15 protein-coding genes are annotated in these 19120 nt (G+C 73.0%); 8 read left to right on the forward strand and 7 right to left on the reverse strand.

The genetic code is table 11. From position 1 onward, the window contains the following. Positions 1 to 24: 24 nt before the first annotated feature. Both ACPA54_RS36285 and ACPA54_RS36290 read left to right on the forward strand, forming a co-directional pair. Positions 25 to 2487 carry a beta-glucosidase gene (locus tag ACPA54_RS36285; protein ID WP_423536415.1) on the forward strand — a complete coding sequence of 821 codons (2463 nt, stop codon included), beginning with the start codon at positions 25 to 27 and terminating at the stop codon, positions 2485 to 2487. Positions 2488 to 2699: 212 nt separating this feature from the next. Then, entirely contained in the window at positions 2700 to 2978 is a 279-nt protein-coding gene (locus ACPA54_RS36290; RefSeq protein WP_345676886.1) for a DUF397 domain-containing protein, read from the forward strand. Between the two features lie 73 nt (positions 2979 to 3051). Here ACPA54_RS36290 and ACPA54_RS36295 read toward each other — a convergent pair whose 3' ends face one another. The 5 genes from ACPA54_RS36295 to ACPA54_RS36315 form a co-directional block, all read right to left on the reverse strand. Further along, positions 3052 to 4131, reverse strand: a complete 1080-nt coding sequence (locus ACPA54_RS36295) for a tetratricopeptide repeat protein (protein ID WP_423536417.1) — start codon at positions 4129 to 4131, stop codon at positions 3052 to 3054. Between the two features lie 121 nt (positions 4132 to 4252). Beyond that, the gene (locus ACPA54_RS36300; protein ID WP_423536419.1) at positions 4253 to 5608 is read right to left on the reverse strand and encodes a YhgE/Pip domain-containing protein; all 1356 of its coding nucleotides are present in this window, start codon (positions 5606 to 5608) and stop codon (positions 4253 to 4255) included. Further along, positions 5605 to 6300, reverse strand: a complete 696-nt coding sequence (locus ACPA54_RS36305; RefSeq protein ID WP_423536421.1) for an ATP-binding cassette domain-containing protein — start codon at positions 6298 to 6300, stop codon at positions 5605 to 5607. The genes ACPA54_RS36300 and ACPA54_RS36305 overlap by 4 nt, the downstream gene beginning before the upstream one ends. 139 nt (positions 6301 to 6439) lie before the next feature. Further along, positions 6440 to 7156 (reverse strand): Rid family hydrolase, encoded by a 717-nt coding sequence (locus ACPA54_RS36310; protein WP_423536424.1) that lies wholly within the window; start codon positions 7154 to 7156, stop codon positions 6440 to 6442. Positions 7157 to 7164: 8 nt separating this feature from the next. Then, positions 7165 to 8781: a flavin monoamine oxidase family protein gene (locus ACPA54_RS36315; RefSeq protein WP_423536426.1), complete on the reverse strand. Its 1617-nt coding sequence runs from the start codon at positions 8779 to 8781 to the stop codon at positions 7165 to 7167. Positions 8782 to 9106: 325 nt separating this feature from the next. Here ACPA54_RS36315 and ACPA54_RS36320 point away from each other — a divergent pair, with 325 nt between their 5' ends. The 4 genes from ACPA54_RS36320 (at position 9107) to ppgK (ending at position 14923) form a co-directional block, all read left to right on the forward strand. Beyond that, positions 9107 to 9763, forward strand: coding sequence for an ACT domain-containing protein (locus ACPA54_RS36320; protein ID WP_423536428.1), 657 nt, complete (start codon positions 9107 to 9109; stop codon positions 9761 to 9763). Between the two features lie 239 nt (positions 9764 to 10002). Next, positions 10003 to 11214 carry an LCP family protein gene (locus ACPA54_RS36325; RefSeq protein ID WP_423536430.1) on the forward strand — a complete coding sequence of 404 codons (1212 nt, stop codon included), beginning with the start codon at positions 10003 to 10005 and terminating at the stop codon, positions 11212 to 11214. A gap of 269 nt (positions 11215 to 11483) precedes the next feature. Then, positions 11484 to 14093, forward strand: a complete 2610-nt coding sequence (locus tag ACPA54_RS36330; RefSeq protein WP_423536432.1) for a right-handed parallel beta-helix repeat-containing protein — start codon at positions 11484 to 11486, stop codon at positions 14091 to 14093. Positions 14094 to 14119: 26 nt separating this feature from the next. Next, the gene (ppgK, locus tag ACPA54_RS36335; protein ID WP_423536434.1) at positions 14120 to 14923 is read left to right on the forward strand and encodes a polyphosphate--glucose phosphotransferase; all 804 of its coding nucleotides are present in this window, start codon (positions 14120 to 14122) and stop codon (positions 14921 to 14923) included. A 27-nt stretch (positions 14924 to 14950) separates the two neighbouring features. Here the strand turns inward: ppgK and ACPA54_RS36340 are convergent, their stop codons facing one another. Both ACPA54_RS36340 and ACPA54_RS36345 read right to left on the reverse strand, forming a co-directional pair. After that, positions 14951 to 16609 (reverse strand): amidohydrolase, encoded by a 1659-nt coding sequence (locus ACPA54_RS36340; protein WP_423536436.1) that lies wholly within the window; start codon positions 16607 to 16609, stop codon positions 14951 to 14953. Between the two features lie 161 nt (positions 16610 to 16770). After that, complete coding sequence (locus tag ACPA54_RS36345) at positions 16771 to 17325, reverse strand: 3'-5' exonuclease (RefSeq protein WP_423536438.1); 555 nt, start codon at positions 17323 to 17325, stop codon at positions 16771 to 16773. A gap of 77 nt (positions 17326 to 17402) precedes the next feature. Between ACPA54_RS36345 and ACPA54_RS36350 the strand changes: the two genes are divergently transcribed. Together ACPA54_RS36350 and ACPA54_RS36355 are read left to right on the forward strand one after the other, a co-directional pair. Continuing rightward, entirely contained in the window at positions 17403 to 18341 is a 939-nt protein-coding gene (locus tag ACPA54_RS36350) for a TIGR03564 family F420-dependent LLM class oxidoreductase (RefSeq protein ID WP_423536440.1), read from the forward strand. A 79-nt stretch (positions 18342 to 18420) separates the two neighbouring features. Continuing rightward, entirely contained in the window at positions 18421 to 19110 is a 690-nt protein-coding gene (locus tag ACPA54_RS36355; protein WP_423536442.1) for a hypothetical protein, read from the forward strand. The last annotated feature ends 10 nt before the right edge of the window (positions 19111 to 19120 follow it).

The raw sequence follows: 19120 nt of genomic DNA on the forward strand, positions 1-19120 counted from the left end.
TCGGAGAGCGACAGTGGAGACGCCATGACGAGCCACACCCCCACCCCGGACACCGGGATCGGCGAGGACGAGCTGCGCGGCCTGGTGGCCCGGCTGTCCCTGGCGGACAAGGTCCGCCTGGTCGTCGGCGAGGACTTCTGGTCGCTCCCCGAGATGCCGCAGATCGGCCTGCGCAAGCTCCGCATGTCGGACGGCCCGGTCGGCGTCCGCGGCGTGCTGTGGGACGAGCGCGACACGTCGCTGCTGTTCCCGTCCCCGACGGCCCAGGCCGCCGCGTGGGACCCCGAGGTCGCCCGCAAGATCGGCTACCTCATGGGCGCGCAGGCCCGCGACAAGGACATCCACGTCCTCCTCGCGCCGACCGTCAACATGCACCGCACCCCGCTCGGCGGCCGACACTTCGAGTGCTACTCGGAAGACCCGCTGCTCACCGCCGAGATCGGCGTCGGCTTCGTGGAAGGCGTGCAGTCCGCGGGCGTCGCGGCGACCATGAAGCACTACGTCGCCAACGACTCCGAGAACGAGCGGATGAGCTACGACTCCCGCATCGGCGAGCGCGCCCTGCGCGAGGTCTACCTGGCGCCGTTCCGCGCCGCCGTCCAGGAGGCCCGGGTCTGGCTGGTCATGTCGGCGTACAACGCGACCAACGGCCGGTCCATGACCGAGAACGCACGCCTCCAGAACGACGTCCTCAAGGGCGAGTGGGGCTTCGACGGCGTCGTGGTCTCCGACTGGCTGGCCGTCCGCTCCACCGAGGCCGCCGCCGACGGCGGCACCGACCTTGCGATGCCCGCGCCCAACGAGTTCTGGGGCGAAGCGCTGGTCGAGGCGGTCACCGCCGGCCGCGTCGACGAAGTCGTCCTCGACGACAAGGTGCTGCGCATCCTGCGCCTCGCCGCCCGCGTCGGCGTCCTCGGCGACACCGCCCCGCGCGGCGACGTCACCCTGCCCGCCGACGCCGACGCGCAGGTCCGGGCGATCGCCGCCCGCGCCATGGTGCTGCTGGAGAACCGCGGCGTGCTGCCCGTCGACCCGGCCAAGCTCGCCCGCGTCGCCGTCGTCGGCCCGAACGCCGTGCGCCTGTCCTCGCAGGGCGGCGGCAGCGCCCACGTGAACCCCGACCACGTCGTCGGCATCCCCGAGGGCCTGCGCGCCGCGTTCGGCCCCGACGTCGAACTGACGCTTCGCCAGGGTGCGTTCACCCACCGCGCGCTCGCCGACCTGCCGCTCGACGCGTCCGTCGACCCGGCCACCGGCGAGGCCGGCCTCGGCGTCGAGTTCCATGCCGCCGACGGCAGTTCGCTCGGCACCGATCACCGCCTCGGCTCGAACCTGGTCTTCTGGCCGGGCACGCTCCCGCAGGGCACCGCAGCCCTCACCGCCCGCGCCCGCCTCACCCCGGCCGTCGACGGCACCCACCTGCTCGACGTGCGCGGCGCCGGGGAGTTCGTCCTGACCCTGGACGGCGTCCGCAGCGAGTTCGCGCTCGTGTCGGAGAGCAACGACACCATCGAAGAGCTGCTCAAGCCGCCGATCAAGCGCTTCGAGGTGGCCGCCGCGGCCGGCGTGCCGGTCGAGGTCGAGATGCGCTACACCCTCGGCGAGGCCGGGTTCGCCGCCACCGGCCTGGGCTGGGAGAGCCCGCGCCTGGCGGAGGACGACGAGATCGCCGCCGCGGTCGCCGACGCCGCCGCGGCCGACGTCGCGATCGTCGTCGTCGGCACCACCGACGACATCGAGTCCGAGGGCTTCGACCGCACCGACCTGGCACTGCCCGGCCGCACCGACGAACTCGTCGCCCGCGTCGCCGCCGCCAACCCCAACACCATCGTCGTGGTCAACGCCGGCTCGCCGGTGATCATGCCGTGGCGGCACGACGTCGCCGCGCTGGTGTGGGCGTGGCTGCCGGGACAGGAAGGCGGCGCGGCGCTCGCCGACGTGCTGACCGGCGCCGTCGAGCCCGGCGGGCGCATGCCCACCACCTACCCGGCCGACGAGGCCGACGTCCCGGTGCTGTCCACCGAGGTCGTCGACGGCGGACACGACTACGCCGAGGGCTCCGCGATCGGCTACCGCCTCTGGGCGGCCCGCGGCCTCACCCCGGCCTACCCGTTCGGCTACGGCCTCGGCTACACCGACTGGGCCTACGAAGGCGCCACCGTGTCCGGCGACGCCGCACACGGTCTGACCGTCGAGGTGACCGTCGCCAACACCGGCAGCCGGGACGGCCGCGAGGTCGTGCAGGTCTACCTGGAGCCCGCCGACGGCACGCTGTTCGGCGCACCCGAGCCGCTGCGCCTGGTCGGGTTCGCGTCGGTCGAGGCCGCCGCGGGCGCCAAGGCCGTCGCCACGGTGACCGTCGACGCGGCCACGCTCGCCCGTTGGGACGAGGCGGCCGAGGGCTGGACGGTCGTGCCGGGCACCTACACCGTCATGGTCGGCCGGAACGCGGGCGACCTGCGGATCGCCGCCGAGGTCGTGCTCTGACGGGCTGACCCGGCGGGTCGGCGCCTGCGGCTCCGGGGGGTGGGGCCGCGGGCTCGGGCGTGTGCGGCGGGACGGCGGAACGTACCGGCGAAGCCGTCCCGGCGCACGCGCCTGCTGCCGTCTTGGCACGTACCGTGTCCGCGCGATCGCGTTGTGCCGTACGTTGGCCAGCGAACGACCCGGCCGGCACAGCGAGCAGAGGGGAACACGCGATGGCCACGCAGGAGGAGATGGAGGCCGAGAAGGCCGAGCTGTACGCGCGCGACATCAGCGGCGCCGAGTGGATCAGCTACGGCGAGGACACCACCGGCGAAGGCGTCGTGCAGACCGCCGAGATCGGCGGCGGCGCGGTCGCGATGCGCAACTCGGCTCATCCGGAAGGCCCGGTCCTGCGGTTCACCGAAGGCGAGTGGACGGCCTTCGTGCTCGGCGTGCGCGACGGCGAGTTCGACCTCGACCGCCTCGCGGAGCCGGTCCCCGAGCGGGACTAGCGGGACCAGGCACGGTCCGGTGGATCTGCCGGCGAGCGGCGGCGCGGACGACGCCGCCGCACGTCGGACCGGGTCAGGCCGCGTTCGCCCCGGCCTGGTCCTCCGCCTGGTCGTCCGTCTGGTCGTCGGCCCGGTCGCCGGTCTGCGCCTCGGCCGCGTTCTTCGCCTTGCTCGCGGACTTGTCCTTCGTCTTCGCCGCGGACTTGCCGCCGTCCGGACCGCCCGGGCCCTTCGGGCCGCCCGCGTCCTCCGCGCCGGGCTTGCCGCCGGCCTTCGGACCCCACGTCCACCAGTCCAGCGCGCGGCGGCTGTTGACCGCCTCCGGGTGCTCGGCGCCCAGGATGCGCTCGCTGTCCGCGCTCAGCGACTCCAGCAGCGCCCGCGCGGTGCCCGCGTCGCCCGCCTCACCGGTCCAGTGCGCCAGGTTGTGCCGCATGACCAGCGTGTCCGGGTGCCCCGCGCCGAGGGCGCGCACCGCATCCGGCACCAGGCTGCGCAGCACGTCGCGGGCCCGGGCGGCGTCGCCGGACTCGCCCGTCCACACGGCATAGTCGTGCCGGGCGGTCAGCGTGTCCGGATGCTCCGCCCCCAGCACCTGCTCGCTTTCCCCGGCGATGTCCGCGAACAGGCTTGCCGCGCCCGCCACGTCGCCCGAGCGGCCGACCCAGTGCGCGTGCAGGTGCCGGTTGGCCAGGGTGTCCGCGTGCACCGGTCCGAGCACGTCGACGCAGCTGTCCACGACCGGCGCCAGTATCCGCACGGCCGCGCCCGCGTCGCCCGTCTCACCGATCCAGCGCGCCCACGCGGCACGCGCGTTGAGCGTCTCGGGGTCGTCGGCGCCGAGCAGCGTGACGTAGTCGGCGGCGACGTCGCGGGCGAGCGCTTCGGCGGTGACCGCGTTGCCGGACACCCCGAGGCAGAACGCCTGGTTGTGGCGTGCCAGCAGGGCGTCGGGGTGCTGTGCGCCGAGCAGCCGCGTGTACTCCGCGACCAGTTCGCCGAACGCCGCCGCCGCCTCCGCCGTACGCCCTTCCTCGCCGAGTGCCCGCGCCCATTCGGCGCGCGCGTCCAGCGTTCCCGGGTGGTCGGGACCCAACTCCCGCAAAGCGGCCTCCGCCTTCTCGTTCAGCTTCTCTATGCGTCCCTCGGCCATCCCGAGCGCCCTCCCTCGACGTGCGGCCCGCGCCCCCCGACCGATTCTCCGCGAGAACCGGGCCGGCGCCCTGCATAGGACGACGGTACGCGGCGCCGACGAGGGCCGGAGCCCAGGTCTGCTACAGCTGGACGACAGGTTTGAGACGTGCCATGGTCCACACCCTCCTGCGTGTCACCACCAGCACCGACAACGCCAGTGCCACCAGCAGATATCCGCCCAGGACCAGGCAGGCCCGGGTCAGCACCCACGACTCGCCGCCCGAAATCGTCACCCGCAACCCGTCGACGAGGTACGTCATCGGCAGGACCGGATGCAGGGCCCGGAACGGCAGCGGCGTGGTCTCGATCGGATAGAGCCCGCCGCACGACGTGAGTTGCAGCATCAGCAGGATCAGCGACACCACGTCGCCGACCACGCCGAACGCGGTATTGAGCACGTGGTCGATCGCCACGAACGCGGCGGCACCCAGCGCGAGCAGCCCCAGCGTCTGGCCCACGTCCTCCGGGTCCAGGCCGAGGCCGAGGTCGACGACCCCATACAGCACCCACGCGCCGACGACGCCGAGCAGCGCCGCGGGCAGCCAGCCCGCCAGCGCCACCGTGACCGCGCCCGACCGGCCGGACAGCGCACGCGTGTTGAGCGGCCTGATCACCAGGAAGGCGATGAGCCCGAACACCCACAGCGCGATGGCGAAGAAGAACGGTGCCATGCCGCGCCCGTACACCTTCGCCGGGTGCAGGTTGTGCTCCGCGATGGTCACCGGCGTGGTCAGCGACGTCGTGGTCTGCCCGGGGTTCGCGGGCACCGGCACCGCGGCGGCGAGCCCGTCGAGACCGGTCGCGAGCTGTCCGGCGCCGGCTTTGAGCTGGTCGTTGGGGGCGACGCCGATGCCCGCGTCCAACTGCCGTGCCCCGGCGGCGGCCTGCCCGAGCTGCTGCTGCAGCGTGCCGAGCCGGCCGAACGCCTGCTGCGCGAGCGTGGACTGCACGGCCTGCGTGATCGCGCCCTGGAGCGAGGCCTTCGCGCTTTCGGCGGCCTTGCCGATGATGAAGCCGTTGGCGTCGTCGAGCGTCATCGTGAGCATGGCCTGCCGGGCCTGGGGCGTCCCGGTCGAGGCGAGCTTGGCGCTGAAGTCCGGCGGCACGGTGACGGTGAAGTAGTAGTCGCGGTCCCGCAGCCCGTCCATGGCCTTGGCTGCGGTGGTCTCCCGCCACTTGAACGTCCCCGACGCCAGGATCGTCTGCGTGAGCTGCTGCCCGGCGGCGACGGTCTGGCCGTCGACGGTGACCGGGCGGTCCTCGTTGACGATCGCCACGGGCACGTCGCGGAAGCGGCCGTAGGGGTCCCAGTTCGACCACAAGTAGAGCGAGCCGTACAGCAGCGGCACCAGCGCGATCACGACCGGGACCAGGCGCGGCAGCGGAAAGCCGCGGAAGCGCCGCAGTTCGAGGCGGGTGAGGCGGAGGAAGTTCACCGGACGCCGCCCTTCCGCGCGGCATCCCGCGCGGCGGCGTGCACGTCGTGGCCGGGCAGTCGCAGCACCAGGTCGGCCGCGGACGGACCGGGCGGCGGGGGAGCGGTCGCGGTGGCGATCACCGTGGCCCCGGCGCGGGCGACGGACCGGACGGCGAACCAGGCCCGGTCGAGGTCGGTGCCCGCGATGCCGTCGTCCACGTCGTCGACGAGGACCCCGCCGGCGCGCTCCGCGGCGGCCAGCGCAAGGGCCAGCAGCAACTGCTCGACGCACGACAGGTCCCCGGCAAGCGTGTCCGGCGTGTACGGCAGGTCGACCAGGTCGAACGCGTCGGCCAGCGAGGTGTCGGACACGTACGGCCCGCCGATCGCCCGGCGCTCCGCCACGAGTTCCCCGACGGTCAGCCGCTCCTCCAGCCCGACCACCGGATTCGCCCGCGCCACGCTGATCCGGTCGCGCGCCGCCTTCCCGCCCTTCGGCAGTGCCACGCCGTCCACGGTGATCCGGCCGCGCCGCACCTTGAACCGGGCGCCGAGCGCCAGCATCAGCGAGGTGCGGCCCGACCCGGACGGCCCGGCGAGCACGGTCAGCGTCCCGGGGCGGGCATCGACGTCGATACCGGTCACCACGACGCCCGCGGGCCCGCGGACGGCGACTCCCTCCGCGACGATCTCCACACCGCGCACTGCCACCGGCCCGGCCTCCTCGGATCGCCAACGGGACTCCGAGAAGGGGTAACCGGTTCCCCGGTGGCGAAACGGATGAAACGGGTGAAGCGGGAGTTGCGGAGCACGGCCGACCGCCGCGCCCCGCAACTCCCGCCGACGGCCTCTAGCGCTTGCCCTTCGCCGGATACGCCGCGGTGACCTCGACCTCGACCAGCCAGCCCGGCACCGCCAGCGACGCGACCTCCATCGTGGCCCGCGCCGGCCGCGCGTTGTTCGCCAGGATCGGCGCCTTCGCGGGCGACGTGCCCATCGGCACCGGCACGACCTGCTTGCTCGTCAGATCGATGTTCGCGAAGAACTGCCGGTACGCCCGGTTCCATCCGGCGTAGTCGGCCGTCGCCGCGCCCGGCGGCTTCATCAGGTAGCACTTCATGGTGATGACGTCCGCGGGGGTCAGCCCCGCGGCCTTGAGGTTGTCCTGGATCGCCTTGAGCACCACCAGGGACTGCGCCTCTGTCACCGTCACGCCTTCCGCGCCCGCGGTGAGCGCGGGATCGGTGTACTTCTCGGGCGAGCCCGCGGGCGCGTTCGGGTTCAGCGCGCCCGGACCGAGCCCGCTGCTCTGGTAGATCGCCACCTCCGCGCCGGTGCCGACGCCGGTCGCGATCGACGGGTTGGTCTGCCCGGCCGGCAGCGCGACCCGGACCTCCTTGTCGCCGATCCGGTTGTCGTGCGCGTCGGCGACCGTGCCGCCCGCGAGCGCCAGCGCGGCGGCGGTGCCGAGGGCGATCCAGGCCTTCCGCTTGTGCGACCTCTTGGGTGCACCCGCGGGTGACCCCGTGTGCGACCCCTCGTGGGACATCTTCCGCACTTCGCTCATCACTCCGCTCATGCCGCCATCACCCGCGTGTGGATGTCCGTCACGACCTTGCGCGCCGACGTGAACGCGCCGTGCTGCCACGCGATGACGTGGCTCAGCCAGTCGCCCGCGAAGTAGACGTTGCCCTGGGGCTGGTTCAGCAGCTTGTACTCGGGCCCGTTCTGGTCCCGCCAGCTCACCCAGCCGCCCTCCAGGAACGGGGTGCGGTGCCACGCGACGCTGAACGACGCCGCCAGCTCGCTGCGGTAGCGGTCGCCGAAGATCTTCACGCCCTGCGCCACCGCGCGCTCGGCCCGCTGGGCGTGCGGGAGCTTGCCGTAGGCCTCGGCGTTCGCGCCGGTGTTGTAGTAGCCGATGACGGTGCCGCGGCGGCCCTGGTAGCCGTACGACGGGAACCACATGTTGGCCAGGTCGGTGTCGGTCGGCACGACGCCGCCGTACATCCGGTCCTCCAGCTCCCACCAGCGGCGCTTGTACTCCAGGCCGATCTTGCCGACGGCGAGCGGCGTCGGGGTCTTGAGCGCGTTGGTGACCGGGTCGCCGAGGTTGTGCCGCAGCCGTGCGGCGATGTGCGGCGGCGTCGCGACGACGCAGAAGTCCGCGCGCTCGACGTGTTCGCGGCCATGCTTGTCGCGCCAGGTGACCTCGACGCCGCCCGGGACGTTCGCGACCGCGGTGGCGGCCGCCTCGTACTGGATCGTGCCGCGGCGTATCGCCTTCTCCAGGGCCCGCGGTATCGCGTCCATGCCGCCGACCGGCTGGAACATCATCATCGCCTGGTCGTAGCCCAGTTCGAAGGAGAAACGCTGGCCGACGCCGCTGGCCAGCACATCGGACAGCGACGGCACCGGGCCGAGGACCACGCCCGCGTTGTCGGCGGCGCCCGGCTCGACGGTGTAGCCGCGCCGGTCGGTGCCCGCATAGGCGAACCCGTCGGCCTTGCCCTTGATCGCGCCGAAGCTCTGCAGGAAGGAAATCAGGCGGTCTTTGTCGTCCTTGGTGAGCGCCGCGTCGAGGGCGCCTTGGTCGGTGGCCTTGGCGAGCAGCTCGGACACGTAGCCGTAGACGTCGGCCTTGGCGGTGCGCCAGCGCATCGGCTTGCCCGCGAGCGCCGCGCTGTTCTGGTGGTAGATGTACGCGTCGGCGTTCTGGTTGACGAACGCCTGCAGTTCGACGCCGAGTTCCCGACAGTAGTCGAGCGTGACATGGGACTGCGGCAGACGGCCCGGACCGCAGTTCATGTATTGGCCGTCGGAGAACCGGGCCTGCTGGGTGTTGCCGTCCAGATCGGTCTCGGTGGTCCCGCCGCGCGCCGTCCAGTTGCGGCCGCCGGGGCGGTTCTTGGCCTCCAGGATCCGGCAGTCGTAGCCGGCCTTGCCCAGTTCGTACGCGGTGGCCAGCCCCGCGATGCCGCCGCCGAGGATCACCACCTTCTTGCCGCCGCGCCCGGTGAGCGCGAAGTCCGACTCCTGCGGCGCGCGATACGACGCGGCGTCCGCGGTGGGCACGGGCGCGAGACCCATCGCGCCCATCGCCGAGTACAGGACGCCCGCGCCGCCGGCGACGCCGACGGTGCGCAGGAACCCGCGCCGCGACGTTTCGGCGAACGGTGCCGAGTGCTCCATGCAACCCTCTCTCTCCGCCGGGCCGGTCCGGACAGGGGTGACGGCCCGGCCGAGGCGATCGCCGAGGATCTTGATCGAGGGGTGTTGCCGCCACGTCGCGTGAACGTTTCCGCGGCGTTGGCAAAAGCTCATGGCCGCGCCGGGGGGCCCAGCGCACGGCTCACGCCGGTGTCATCACTCGGCAACACGAACGAAACGTGCCGGGTCGATGATCGGATCGAACCGGGACGGGGTCCATGATCGGAACAGATCATCATCACCCGGACCGGCGCGTTCCGCCCGTCGGAGCGTCGGCCCCGCGTACTCCCCAAGGAGGCGGTCTCCCATGCTGTTCCGCCTGCGCGTCTCGCTGCCCGACCGGCCCGGCTCCCTCGCCCGGGTCACGCAGAGCCTCGGCACCGCCGGGGCCGACGTCCTCCAGATGACCGTCCTGGAGCGCCTGACCGGCCGCGCCGTCGACGAGTTCACCGTTTCCTGGCCGGGCGAGCGCCCGGCGGCCCGGCTGGTCGAGGGCCTGGAATCACTGCAGGGCGTGCGCGTCGAAGGGTGCTGGGCGGCGGGCGAGGTGCCCGGCGCCTCGCCCGAACTCGACGTCCTCGGCCAGGTCTCCCGGGACCCGGGCCGCGCGGTCGCCACCCTGGTCGACGCCGCCCCCGCGCTCTTCCACGCCGCCTGGGCGGTCGCCACCCGCGGCACCAAGTCCCGCGCCGTCGTCCACTCCAGCTGGCAGGCCCCCGCCGTGCCCCAACTGCCCCTCGTGTCGCCGCTGCGCCCCCTCGCGCTGGAACTCGACACCCCCCGCACCTACGGCGCCGCAGCGCCCATCGGCGCGTCCTGGCTGACCCTCTTCGTGGTGCGGACGGACGGCCCGAACTTCCACCCGACGGAACTTGAACGCCTGGGACGCCTGGTCGACGTGGTCCTGGGCGTCCTGGGCACCCGCACGAGCCCCAAGGCAGGCAGGACGACCGGCGGCAACTGAGCCCCGGACCCGCGACAAAGGGGCAGGCGCACACGCGCCTGCCCTTTCGTCGTGCCCGGTCGGCCGCGCAGCTCCCCCAAACCCACCCCCCGCACCTCTTCTCCGATGCGTTTTACCTGGTGGGAGCCCTTATCGACCTCATATCGCGGCTTTATACGATTGATGGCACAGTGAGAAAAACGTGCCGTCGGGGGCCGACGAAAGCGATATACGTGCCGGAAACTCCGCAATCCAGCCCCGTGCCGCCCGAGGGACCCGAAGGGTCCGCGGGCGGTCCGAGCGGTGTGCGGGCGGACCGGCGGCGCGAGTCCCGGCGGCGGCGCCGCAAGCGCATCCTGATCGGGGCTGCCGCGGGCATGGCCCTGGTGATGCTGGCCATCGGCGGGCTCGCCTGGTGGGCCTACGACCGCCTCAACGGCAACATCAAGACCGACGACTTCGCGGCCAAGCTCGGCGACCAGGGCCGGCCGCCCGCCACCAAGGCGCTCAACATCCTGCTCGTCGGCACGGACAGCCGCGCCGGGGCGAACGCCGAGTACGGCGACTCGGAACTCGGCAACTCGCAGCGCTCCGACACGACGGTCCTGCTGCACATACCCGAGGGCCGCAAAGCCGCCCTCGGCGTCAGCTTCCCGCGCGACCTCATGGTGGACGTGCCGGCCTGCCCCAAGGCCGACGGCACCCAGTCCCGTGCCTATGTCGGCATGTTCAACAGCGCGATGGAGACCGGCGGCACCGCCTGCACCGTCAAGACCGTCGAACAGCTGACCGGAGTCCGCGTCGACCACCAGATCACCGTCGACTTCACCGGCTTCAAGAAGCTCGTCGACGCCCTCGGCGGCGTGCCGATCCACTTGGACAAGCCGATCGACGACAAGGCCGCCAAGCTCGACCTCCCGGCCGGCGACGTCGTCCTCAACGGCGAGCAAGCCCTCGGCTTCGTGCGGGCCCGCAAAAGCATCGGCGACGGCAGCGACATCCAGCGCATCGAACGCCAGCAGCTCTTCATGACCGCGATGGTCCACAAGGTCAAGACCGAGAGCCTGCTCACCAGCCCCACGCGGCTCTACGGCATCCTCGACGCCGCGACCAAAGCCATCACCACCGATCCCGGCCTCGGCTCGTTGAGCGACCTCTACGACCTGCTCAACAGCCTCAAGGGCCTGCCGGAGAGCGCGGTGAAGTTCGAGACCACGCCGATCACCACCTACGCCCCCGACCCCAACCGCGTCGCGCTGGTCCGCCCCGAGGCCGACGTGCTGTTCGCCCGGCTCCGCGACGAGTCCGCCGCGATCGCCACCCCGGAGCAGTCCGCGGGCACCTCGGGCGCCCCGGCGACGTCCGGCCCCTCCGGAGCCCCGGCGTCGACCGGCCCCTCCGAAGCCCCGGCCACGCCGGGATCCTCCGGCGCGCCCCTGACCGGCGACGACGCGAACGCCGGCAGCCGCTGAGCCCGCGCCACTCGGCAATCGGGCGACGCCCCGAGGACTTTCCCACGCGGGCATTCCGGCAACTCCCTACCATCCCGCCGCGTTTCGCGCGCCGGTTACCGTGACCTCGGCGTGACCCCGCGTCGTTGGACTGTACGGTGCTGGTGGCCATGCCCGCCGGATCCCCGCCGGAGCGCGGCCGCGGCGGTCCGCACGAGGACCGCGGGACCGGAGCACGGGATCGTCGAGGGGTTGGTGGCAGGCGCGCCATGGCGGGTCGGGTTCTTCAGGTGGTGCAGAGCACCCGCTGGCGGCGGCGTTCGGGCGAGTACGCCACCATCGGCCAGGCGGTCGCCGCCGCCGCCCCGGGCGACTCGGTCGTCGTCGCGGCCGGGACGTACTACGAGGACGTCGTGGTGTCCGTCCCGGTCACCCTCACCTGCGCGGACGGCCCCGGCACGGTCGTCGTGGAAGCCGTCGCGGGCGTCGCGCTCACGGTCGCCGCGGACGCCGCCGTGCACGGGCTGACCGTCGACGGCGGCGCCGGTGTGCTGGCGCCCGCGGTCGTCGTGGAGGGGTGCGCGCCGATACTGGAGGAGCTGACCGTCCGCGCCTCGTCGGTCGTCGGCGTCGAGGTGCGCGGCTCGTCCGACCCGATCCTGCGCCGCTGCCGGATCGGCAACCCCGCCGGAATAGGCCTCGGGATCAGCGGCCTCGCGCGCGGCACCTACGAGGACTGCGACATCTCCGGCACCGGCCGCGAAGGCATCGACGTCCGCGACGGCGCCCGCCCCGCGATCGTCGGCTGCCGGGTCCGCGACGTGTCCGGCCACGGCATGCGCTTCAGCGGCCCCGGCACCGCCGGCTCCGTAACCGACTGCGAGATCCACGACGGCTCCGACACCGAGCCCGCGGTCTTCGCCGGCGACCAGTCCATGCCCGAACTCGTCTCCTGCCACATCCACGACGTCGGCGGCGGCGGCGTGTGCGTGGCGGGCGGCGCGACCCCGTCGATGACCGACTGCAAGATCGAGCGCGTCGGCTGGGCCGGCGTGTCGGTCGGCGGCCAGTCCAGCGGCGGCAGCGCCGTCCGCACCGAGATCACCGCGGTCAAGGGCACCGGCGTGCAGGTCGACGACCTCGCCGCGTTCACCCTCGAGGACTGCCGGATCCGGGACGCCGAAGCCAACGGCGTCAGCATCGACCGCGGTGCCACCGCCAACCTGGTCGCCTGCCACCTGCGCGACACCGGCCGCAGCGGCGTCGACGTGCACGGCCACTCCGAAGTCACCCTCAGCGGCTGCACGCTGCGCAGCTTCGGCCGCAACGGCCTGTCGCTGATGGACCGCGGCGCCCGCGCGTCGGTCATCGACTGCGAGTTCCACGACTCCACCGGCGGCCACCCCGCGGTGTGGGTCGGCGACGGCGCGGACGCCGCCCTCGGCGACTGCCGCATCCACGACGTCCTCGACGCGGTCAAGGCGGGCGGTGTGGGCACCGGCCTGTCGATGCAGAACTGCGAGATCCACGACGTCGAGGAGACCGGCATCTCGGTCGGCCAAGGCGCCGTCGTGTCGGTCAACGGCTGCCGCATCCGCAAGGGCACCACCGGCATCTGGTTCACCGAAGGCGACTGCGGCGGCATCGTCGCCGACTGCGTCATCGAAGACGTCACCGACGGCGTCTCGGTCACCGGCGCCGCCGGGCCGACCGTGCGCCGGGTCACCGTGGAACGCGCCGACGGCGAAGGCATCCGGGTCTCCGGCGGCGGCCGCGGCGACTTCGAGGACTGCGAGGTCGCGCACGGCCGCGGCTACGGCGTCCACGTCCGGGAAGGCTGCCAGCCGTCGTTCACCCGCTGCCGCACCCGCGGCAACGCCAAGGGCGGCTTCGAATTCGCGGACGCCGGACCGCTGGCCGCCGAATGCACGTCGCAAGGCGACGGCCCCGGCGACAGCGACACCCCCGCCACCCTCAAGCCCGAGTCCAAGCAGGCCGGCGTCGCGCTGCTCACCGAACGCCTCACCCTGCCCGGCGCCCGCGAGGGCAGCAGCCCCGGCGGCGACGACGAAGTCTCCACCTCCGGCCGCAACGCCGAGGAACTCCTGGGCGAACTCGACGCGTTGGTCGGCCTGGAGTCGGTCAAGCGGGAAGTCCGCAACCTCATCGACCTGATCTCCGTCGGTCGGCGCCGTGAGGAAGCCGGCCTCAAGGCGCCCACGCTGCGCCGCCACTTGGTCTTCACCGGCTCGCCCGGGACCGGCAAGACCACCGTGGCGCGGCTGTACGGGGAGATCGCCGCGGCGCTCGGCGTGCTGCGCAAGGGCCACCTCGTCGAGGTGTCGCGCGTCGACCTGGTCGGCGAGCACATCGGCTCGACCGCGCCGCGCACCAAAGAGGTCTTCGACCGGGCGCGCGGCGGCGTGCTGTTCGTCGACGAGGCGTACAGCCTCGCGCCGCCGGACCCGTCCCGCGACTTCGGCCGCGAAGCCATCGACACGCTGGTCAAGCTCATGGAGGACCACCGCGACGACGTCGTGGTGATCGTCGCGGGCTACACCGACGAGATGGACCGGTTCCTCGCCTCGAACCCCGGCTTCGGATCGCGCTTCTCCCGCACCATCACCTTCCAGGACTACTCGGCGGAGGACCTGGTCGAGATCACCGGCAAGCAGGTCGCCGAACACGAGTACGAACTGTCCGACGCCGCCGAGGCGTCGCTGCTCACCTACTTCCGGCGGCTGCCGCGCGGCAGCGGCTTCGGCAACGCCCGGGAAGCGCGGCGCACGTTCGAGACGATGATCGAGAACCACGCGTCGCGGCTGGCCCGCATGCCGGACGCGGACCACGACGACCTGCGCACGCTGCACGCCGCCGACCTGCCGGACCTGCCCGGCTGACCGGCGGGCGCCGGGCGGCGCGCCCCGTGGCATATCCCCGCACGACCGCCGACTATGAACGGGTGGAAACCTGCCTGGGCATCGACATCGGCGGCACGGGGATCAAAGGCGCACCCGTGGACACCGCGGCCGGCCGCCTGCTGCACGACCGGGTCCGGCAGCTCACCCCGCAGCCGTCCGCGCCGGACGCGGTCGTCGACGTGGTGTGCGACCTCGTCACCCGGTTCTCGTGGCGCGGCCCGGTCGGGATCACGTTCCCGGGCGTGGTGCTCGACGGGGTCACGCACACCGCCGCCAACGTCGACAAGGGCTGGGTCGACCTGGACGCGCGCCGCCGGTTCTCCGAAGCGCTGCACGCGCCGGTGACCGTCGTCAACGACGCGGACGCGGCCGGGATCGCCGAGATGCGGTTCGGCGCCGGGCGGGACCGGCGCGGCACGGTGCTCGTGCTGACCTTCGGCACCGGCATCGGCAGTGCGCTGTTCCACGACGGAGTGCTGGTGCCCAACACCGAGTTCGGGCACCTGGAGCTGAACGGCCACGAGGCCGAGCACCACGCGGCGGGGAACGTCCGTGAAGAGCACGGCCTCAGCTGGGACCACTGGGCGCACCGCGTACAGCACTACCTGCAGCACTTGGAGATGCTGTTCTCGCCGTCGCTGTTCATCATCGGGGGAGGGGTCAGCAAGAAGGCCGAGAAGTTCCTGCCGCACATCAAGCACGTGCGCGCGGAGATCGTCCCGGCCGCGCTGCACAACGACGCGGGCATCGTGGGCGCGGCGCTCGCCGCTCGCGCGGACCACGGGGCCGTGCCGATCCCGAAGTGCTGAGCGGGCGGCCGTGTCGGCCGGTGCCCGCTAGACGAGTGTCTCGCCGAACACCTGACGGCCCGCCAGGAACGTGGCCAGCACGTCGATGTCCTCGATCCGTTCGGGGGCGACGCGGCGCGGGTCGGCGGACAGCACCACCAGATCCGCATACTTGCCGGGGGTCAGCGAGCCGGTGATGTCATCGCAGAACAGCTGGTAGGCCGCGTCGATGGTCTGCGCGCGCAGCGCCTGATCGACCGTCAGGCACTCTTCGGGGGCCAGCAGCCGCCCGGTGCGCGAACGGCGTGTGGTGGCGACGGTGATGTTGTGCAGCGGGTCTTCGGGTGTCGCCGGGGGATCGTTGTGCAGGGAGATGCGCATGCCCGCGTCGACGGCGGACCGGGCGGCCGCCCAGCGCGACCCGTAGGTGGGACCGAACAGGTCGTCGGTGAGCACATCGCCCCAGTAGTAGACGTGGTCGATGAAGATGCTCGCCGTCACCCCGAGCGCCGCGGCCCGGGCGAACTGGTCGTTCCGCATCGCCCCGGCGTGTTCGAGGCGCAGCCGGTGGTCGCGGCGCGGATAGCGGGACAGGACGCTCTCGTACGCGTCGAGGACCATGTCGATCGCCAGGTCCCCATGCGCGTGGCAGGCCACTTGCCAGCCGAGCGGCACGTAGGCCTCGACGATCTCGGCGAGCGCGTCCCACGAGTAGTTCGCCGTGCCGCGCGGCCGTGTCCCGAAGCCCAGGCGGCGGGTCAGCGGCGTGTCCAGGTAGGGGAACGACGCGGCGATCGAGCCGACGAACGGCGACCCGTCCACCCACACCTTGACCCCGATCTCCCGGGTCAGATCGGTGCCTTCGCCCGGCCGCCGGCCCCGCGTCGGGGTTGTCTCGCTCGGCGAGTAGAGCCGCAGCCGCACCCGCTGCGGCAGACCGGCCTGCGCCATGTCGAGGAGGGCGCGGCGCCATTCGGGCATGCATGCCATCTCACTGGCCGTCGTCACGCCGACCTGGCTGAAGCGGGCCATTTCGCGCAGCGCCGCGGCGGTGAACTGCTCGCGCGGGTCCTCGCGGCCCGCGAACAGGAGCCGGATCGCGGCCCCGCCGTGCGCGGTCCCGTCCGGCGTCCCGTCGGCGTGCCGGCCGAACCGCGCACCGGGCGGGTCCGGGGTGCCGCGGCCGAGGCCCGCACGGTCCGCGGCGGCGCTGTTGAAGAACGCCAGATGGACGGCCTGCGTGAGGATCACCAGCGGGGTGTCCGGCGCCATCGCGTCCAGCCACGCCCGCGTCGGCTCGGGCAGGTCCGCGCCGTGGCCGAGGGGATCCCAGCCGATGAACGCCGCCCCGTCGGTGCCGCGCGCGGTGACCGTCTTGCGGATCACCGCGACGACCTCGTCCGCCGTCGGCACCGTCATCGGGCGGATGTCGACCAGGTCGGTGCCGAACAGCCGGGCCTCGGCGATGGCGTGCCCGTGCGCCTCGACGAAGCCGGGCAGCAGGCAGCGGTCGCCCAGGTGCACGGTGCGGGTGCCGGGCCCGGTCCACCGCGCCGCCTCCGCGGGCCCGCCCACGGCGACGATCCGGGTGCCGCGCACCGCCACCGCGGAGGCGTCCGGCCGGGCGGTGTCCATCGTCGCCGCCGTGCCGAGCAGGACCAGATCGGCGGGGCCGTCGGGAGCCTCCTCGGAATGTGCCGCCGCCATGCCCGTACCCCTCCCCGGAATCGTGGTCGCCGCAGCGCACGGCCTGTCCGGCCGTACTCGTCTCCGCCCGATACCCGGGAGCCCGGCGGCTGAAGCAGGGCATTTTTCCGGAGCGGCCGGCGTCCGGTTCCGCACGCTGCGCCGCCCCGTGGGCCGCCCCGTCAGCGGCCCCGGCCCAGCACCCCGGCCAGCAGGGCCGCGATGTTCCACGCGTCGTCCGCGCCGCGGTGGTGGGTCCCCTCCAGCGGCAGTCCGGCATGTTCCAGCGCGGCGGCCATGCCGAGTTCGCGGGGGAGGGCGTGCGCGAGCGAGAACAGGGTCTTCACGTTGAGGTGCCGGGTGCCGAACGGGTAGGCGACCCCCAGGTCGCGGCACTGCCGGTCGAACTGCTGCCGGTCGTAGTCGCCCCAGCTCGCCCACACCCGCTGATGGCTGCCGAACTCGCCGCGCAGCAGCGCGCACGCGTCCGCGAACGGCATGCCGCCTTCCACGTCCTGCTGGGTGAGCGTGGTCAGGCCTGTGCAGAAGGCGCTCACCGTGGACCGCTCCGGCCGGACCAGCACGCCGTGCTTGGCGATCCGCTCGCCGGTCGCCACGTCGAGTTCCGTGAGGCCGATTTCGATGATGTCGTTGGCCTGCCCGTCCGGTACCGGACCGTCCCAGCACGTCGCCTCGACATCCACCACCAGGACCCGGTCCAAAAGCCGCTTCACCATGGCGTGATCCAAGCAGCCCTGGTACCACTCCGATACCGGATTTCCAGCGGCGGAGATCCACGCGGAAAGGGCTGCGTATGCGGATCGGCGTGTTCATCGGGGAGGTGAGCGGCGGGCGTACGAGTATCGCCGACCTGGTCGAACGGGCGCGGTGGGCCGAGGACAACGGCTTTGCGGCCGGCTGGCTGCCGCATATGCCGTGGAGCCTCGACGCGCTCACCGGCGTCGCGCTGGCCGGACAGGCCACCGCGCGCATCGAGCTGGGCACCGCCGTGGTGCCGACGTACCCGCGGCATCCCATGGCGATGGCGCAGCAGGCGATGACCGCGCAGGCCGCGGCGGGCGGCCGGCTCACGCTCGGGATCGGACCGTCGCACCCCGGCGTCATCGAAGGCATGTACGGGCTGAAGTACGACCGGCCCGCCGCGCACGTCCGCGAATACGTCGAGGTGCTCCGTGCCGCGCAGCGCGGCGGGATGGAACGCATCAGCCACCACGGCGAGTTGTACACGACCGAGGCGCTCCTCGACGTGCCCGGCGGCAGCCCGTACCCGATCCTGGTCGCGGCCCTCGCGCCGCTGATGCTCAAGCTCGCGGGCGAGCTTGCGGACGGCACGATCACCTACTGGGCGGACGAACGCGCCGTCGGCGACCACATCGTGCCGCGCATCACCGCGGCGGCGGAGGCCGCGGGCCGCCCGGCGCCGCGCGTCGTGGTCGGGCTGCCCGTCGCGATCGTCGACGACGCGGACGCGGCGCGGGAGAAGGCCGCGCGGATGTTCGCGATGTACGACAGCATCCCCGCCTACCAGCGGGTGTTGACACTCGGCGACGCGGGCGCGCCCGCGAACGTGGCGCTCATCGGCGACGAGGAGACCGTCGCGGCCCGCCTCAAGGCCTACGCGGACGCGGGCGGCACCGACCTGATCGCCGCCCCGCTCGGCCTCGGCACGGACCGCGCCGAATCTCTGGCCCGCACCGAGGAGTTCCTGATCGCGCTGGCGGGCAAGCCATGACCGGATCGTGGTGCAGTGCGGACGAACACGAGGGAAACGGCGCGGATATCCGTACCGACATAGTGGGAAATACCTCGCTATGACGACCACTTCCGAACGCTTCGACGCTGCCCACCCGCGGCAGTCGACGCTCGCCGAGCGCTTGGCGCACGTCCGCTGGATCGCGGGCGGCACCGGCGCCGGCAAGAGCACCGTGGCCGACCGGCTCGGTGAACTCTTCGATGTCGCCGTGGTGCACGGCGACCCCGCCGAACCGGGGTGGATAGCCCGGTCCGGTCCCGAACACCCCAACCTGTTCGCGCTGTCCCGGCTCCCGCCGGGCAGCTTCTGGGCGGGCCGGACCGCCAAGCAGGCCTACCGCGCGACGCCGAGCGTGCACGGCGAGACGCTCGCGCACCTCGTGCAGGACCTGCTCGCCCTGCCCGCCGACCGGCGCATCCTGGTCGACTACTTCGGCGTACTGCCGCGCCACGTCGCGCCGTTGCTGTCCAGGCCCGGACAGGCGGTGTTCCTGCTGCCGACCGCGGAATGGCGGCACGGCGTCATGCTCGGCCGGCACGGCCCCGTCGTCGACGAGATCCTGGCGAAACGCCTGGTGCGGGACGGAATGTGGGATGCGCGTGTGCGCAAACAGGCGCACCGGCTCGGCATGCCGGTGATCTCCGTCGACGGCACCCGATCGGGGGCGGCGACGGCCGCGGAAGTGGCGGAACACCTGGACCTGGGCCCGGCGCACGGCCCGCGCGACTCGGGGCACGGCGGGCACTAGGGGGTGTCTG

Source organism: Uniformispora flossi (genome assembly GCF_049534875.1).
GTDB classification, from domain to species: Bacteria; Actinomycetota; Actinomycetes; order Streptomycetales; family Streptomycetaceae; genus Yinghuangia; species Yinghuangia aomiensis.

Coding starts and splice junctions, on each gene's coding strand:
- ACPA54_RS36285 (WP_423536415.1), top strand. CDS start 25: ATGACGAGCCACACCCCCACCCCGGACACCGGGATCGGCGAGGACGAG.
- ACPA54_RS36290 (WP_345676886.1), top strand. CDS start 2,700: ATGGCCACGCAGGAGGAGATGGAGGCCGAGAAGGCCGAGCTGTACGCG.
- ACPA54_RS36295 (WP_423536417.1), bottom strand. CDS start 4,131: ATGGCCGAGGGACGCATAGAGAAGCTGAACGAGAAGGCGGAGGCCGCT.
- ACPA54_RS36310 (WP_423536424.1), bottom strand. CDS start 7,156: ATGAGCGAAGTGCGGAAGATGTCCCACGAGGGGTCGCACACGGGGTCA.
- ACPA54_RS36315 (WP_423536426.1), bottom strand. CDS start 8,781: ATGGAGCACTCGGCACCGTTCGCCGAAACGTCGCGGCGCGGGTTCCTG.
- ACPA54_RS36320 (WP_423536428.1), top strand. CDS start 9,107: ATGCTGTTCCGCCTGCGCGTCTCGCTGCCCGACCGGCCCGGCTCCCTC.
- ACPA54_RS36340 (WP_423536436.1), bottom strand. CDS start 16,609: ATGGCGGCGGCACATTCCGAGGAGGCTCCCGACGGCCCCGCCGATCTG.
- ACPA54_RS36345 (WP_423536438.1), bottom strand. CDS start 17,325: ATGGTGAAGCGGCTTTTGGACCGGGTCCTGGTGGTGGATGTCGAGGCG.
- ACPA54_RS36350 (WP_423536440.1), top strand. CDS start 17,403: ATGCGGATCGGCGTGTTCATCGGGGAGGTGAGCGGCGGGCGTACGAGT.
- ACPA54_RS36355 (WP_423536442.1), top strand. CDS start 18,421: ATGACGACCACTTCCGAACGCTTCGACGCTGCCCACCCGCGGCAGTCG.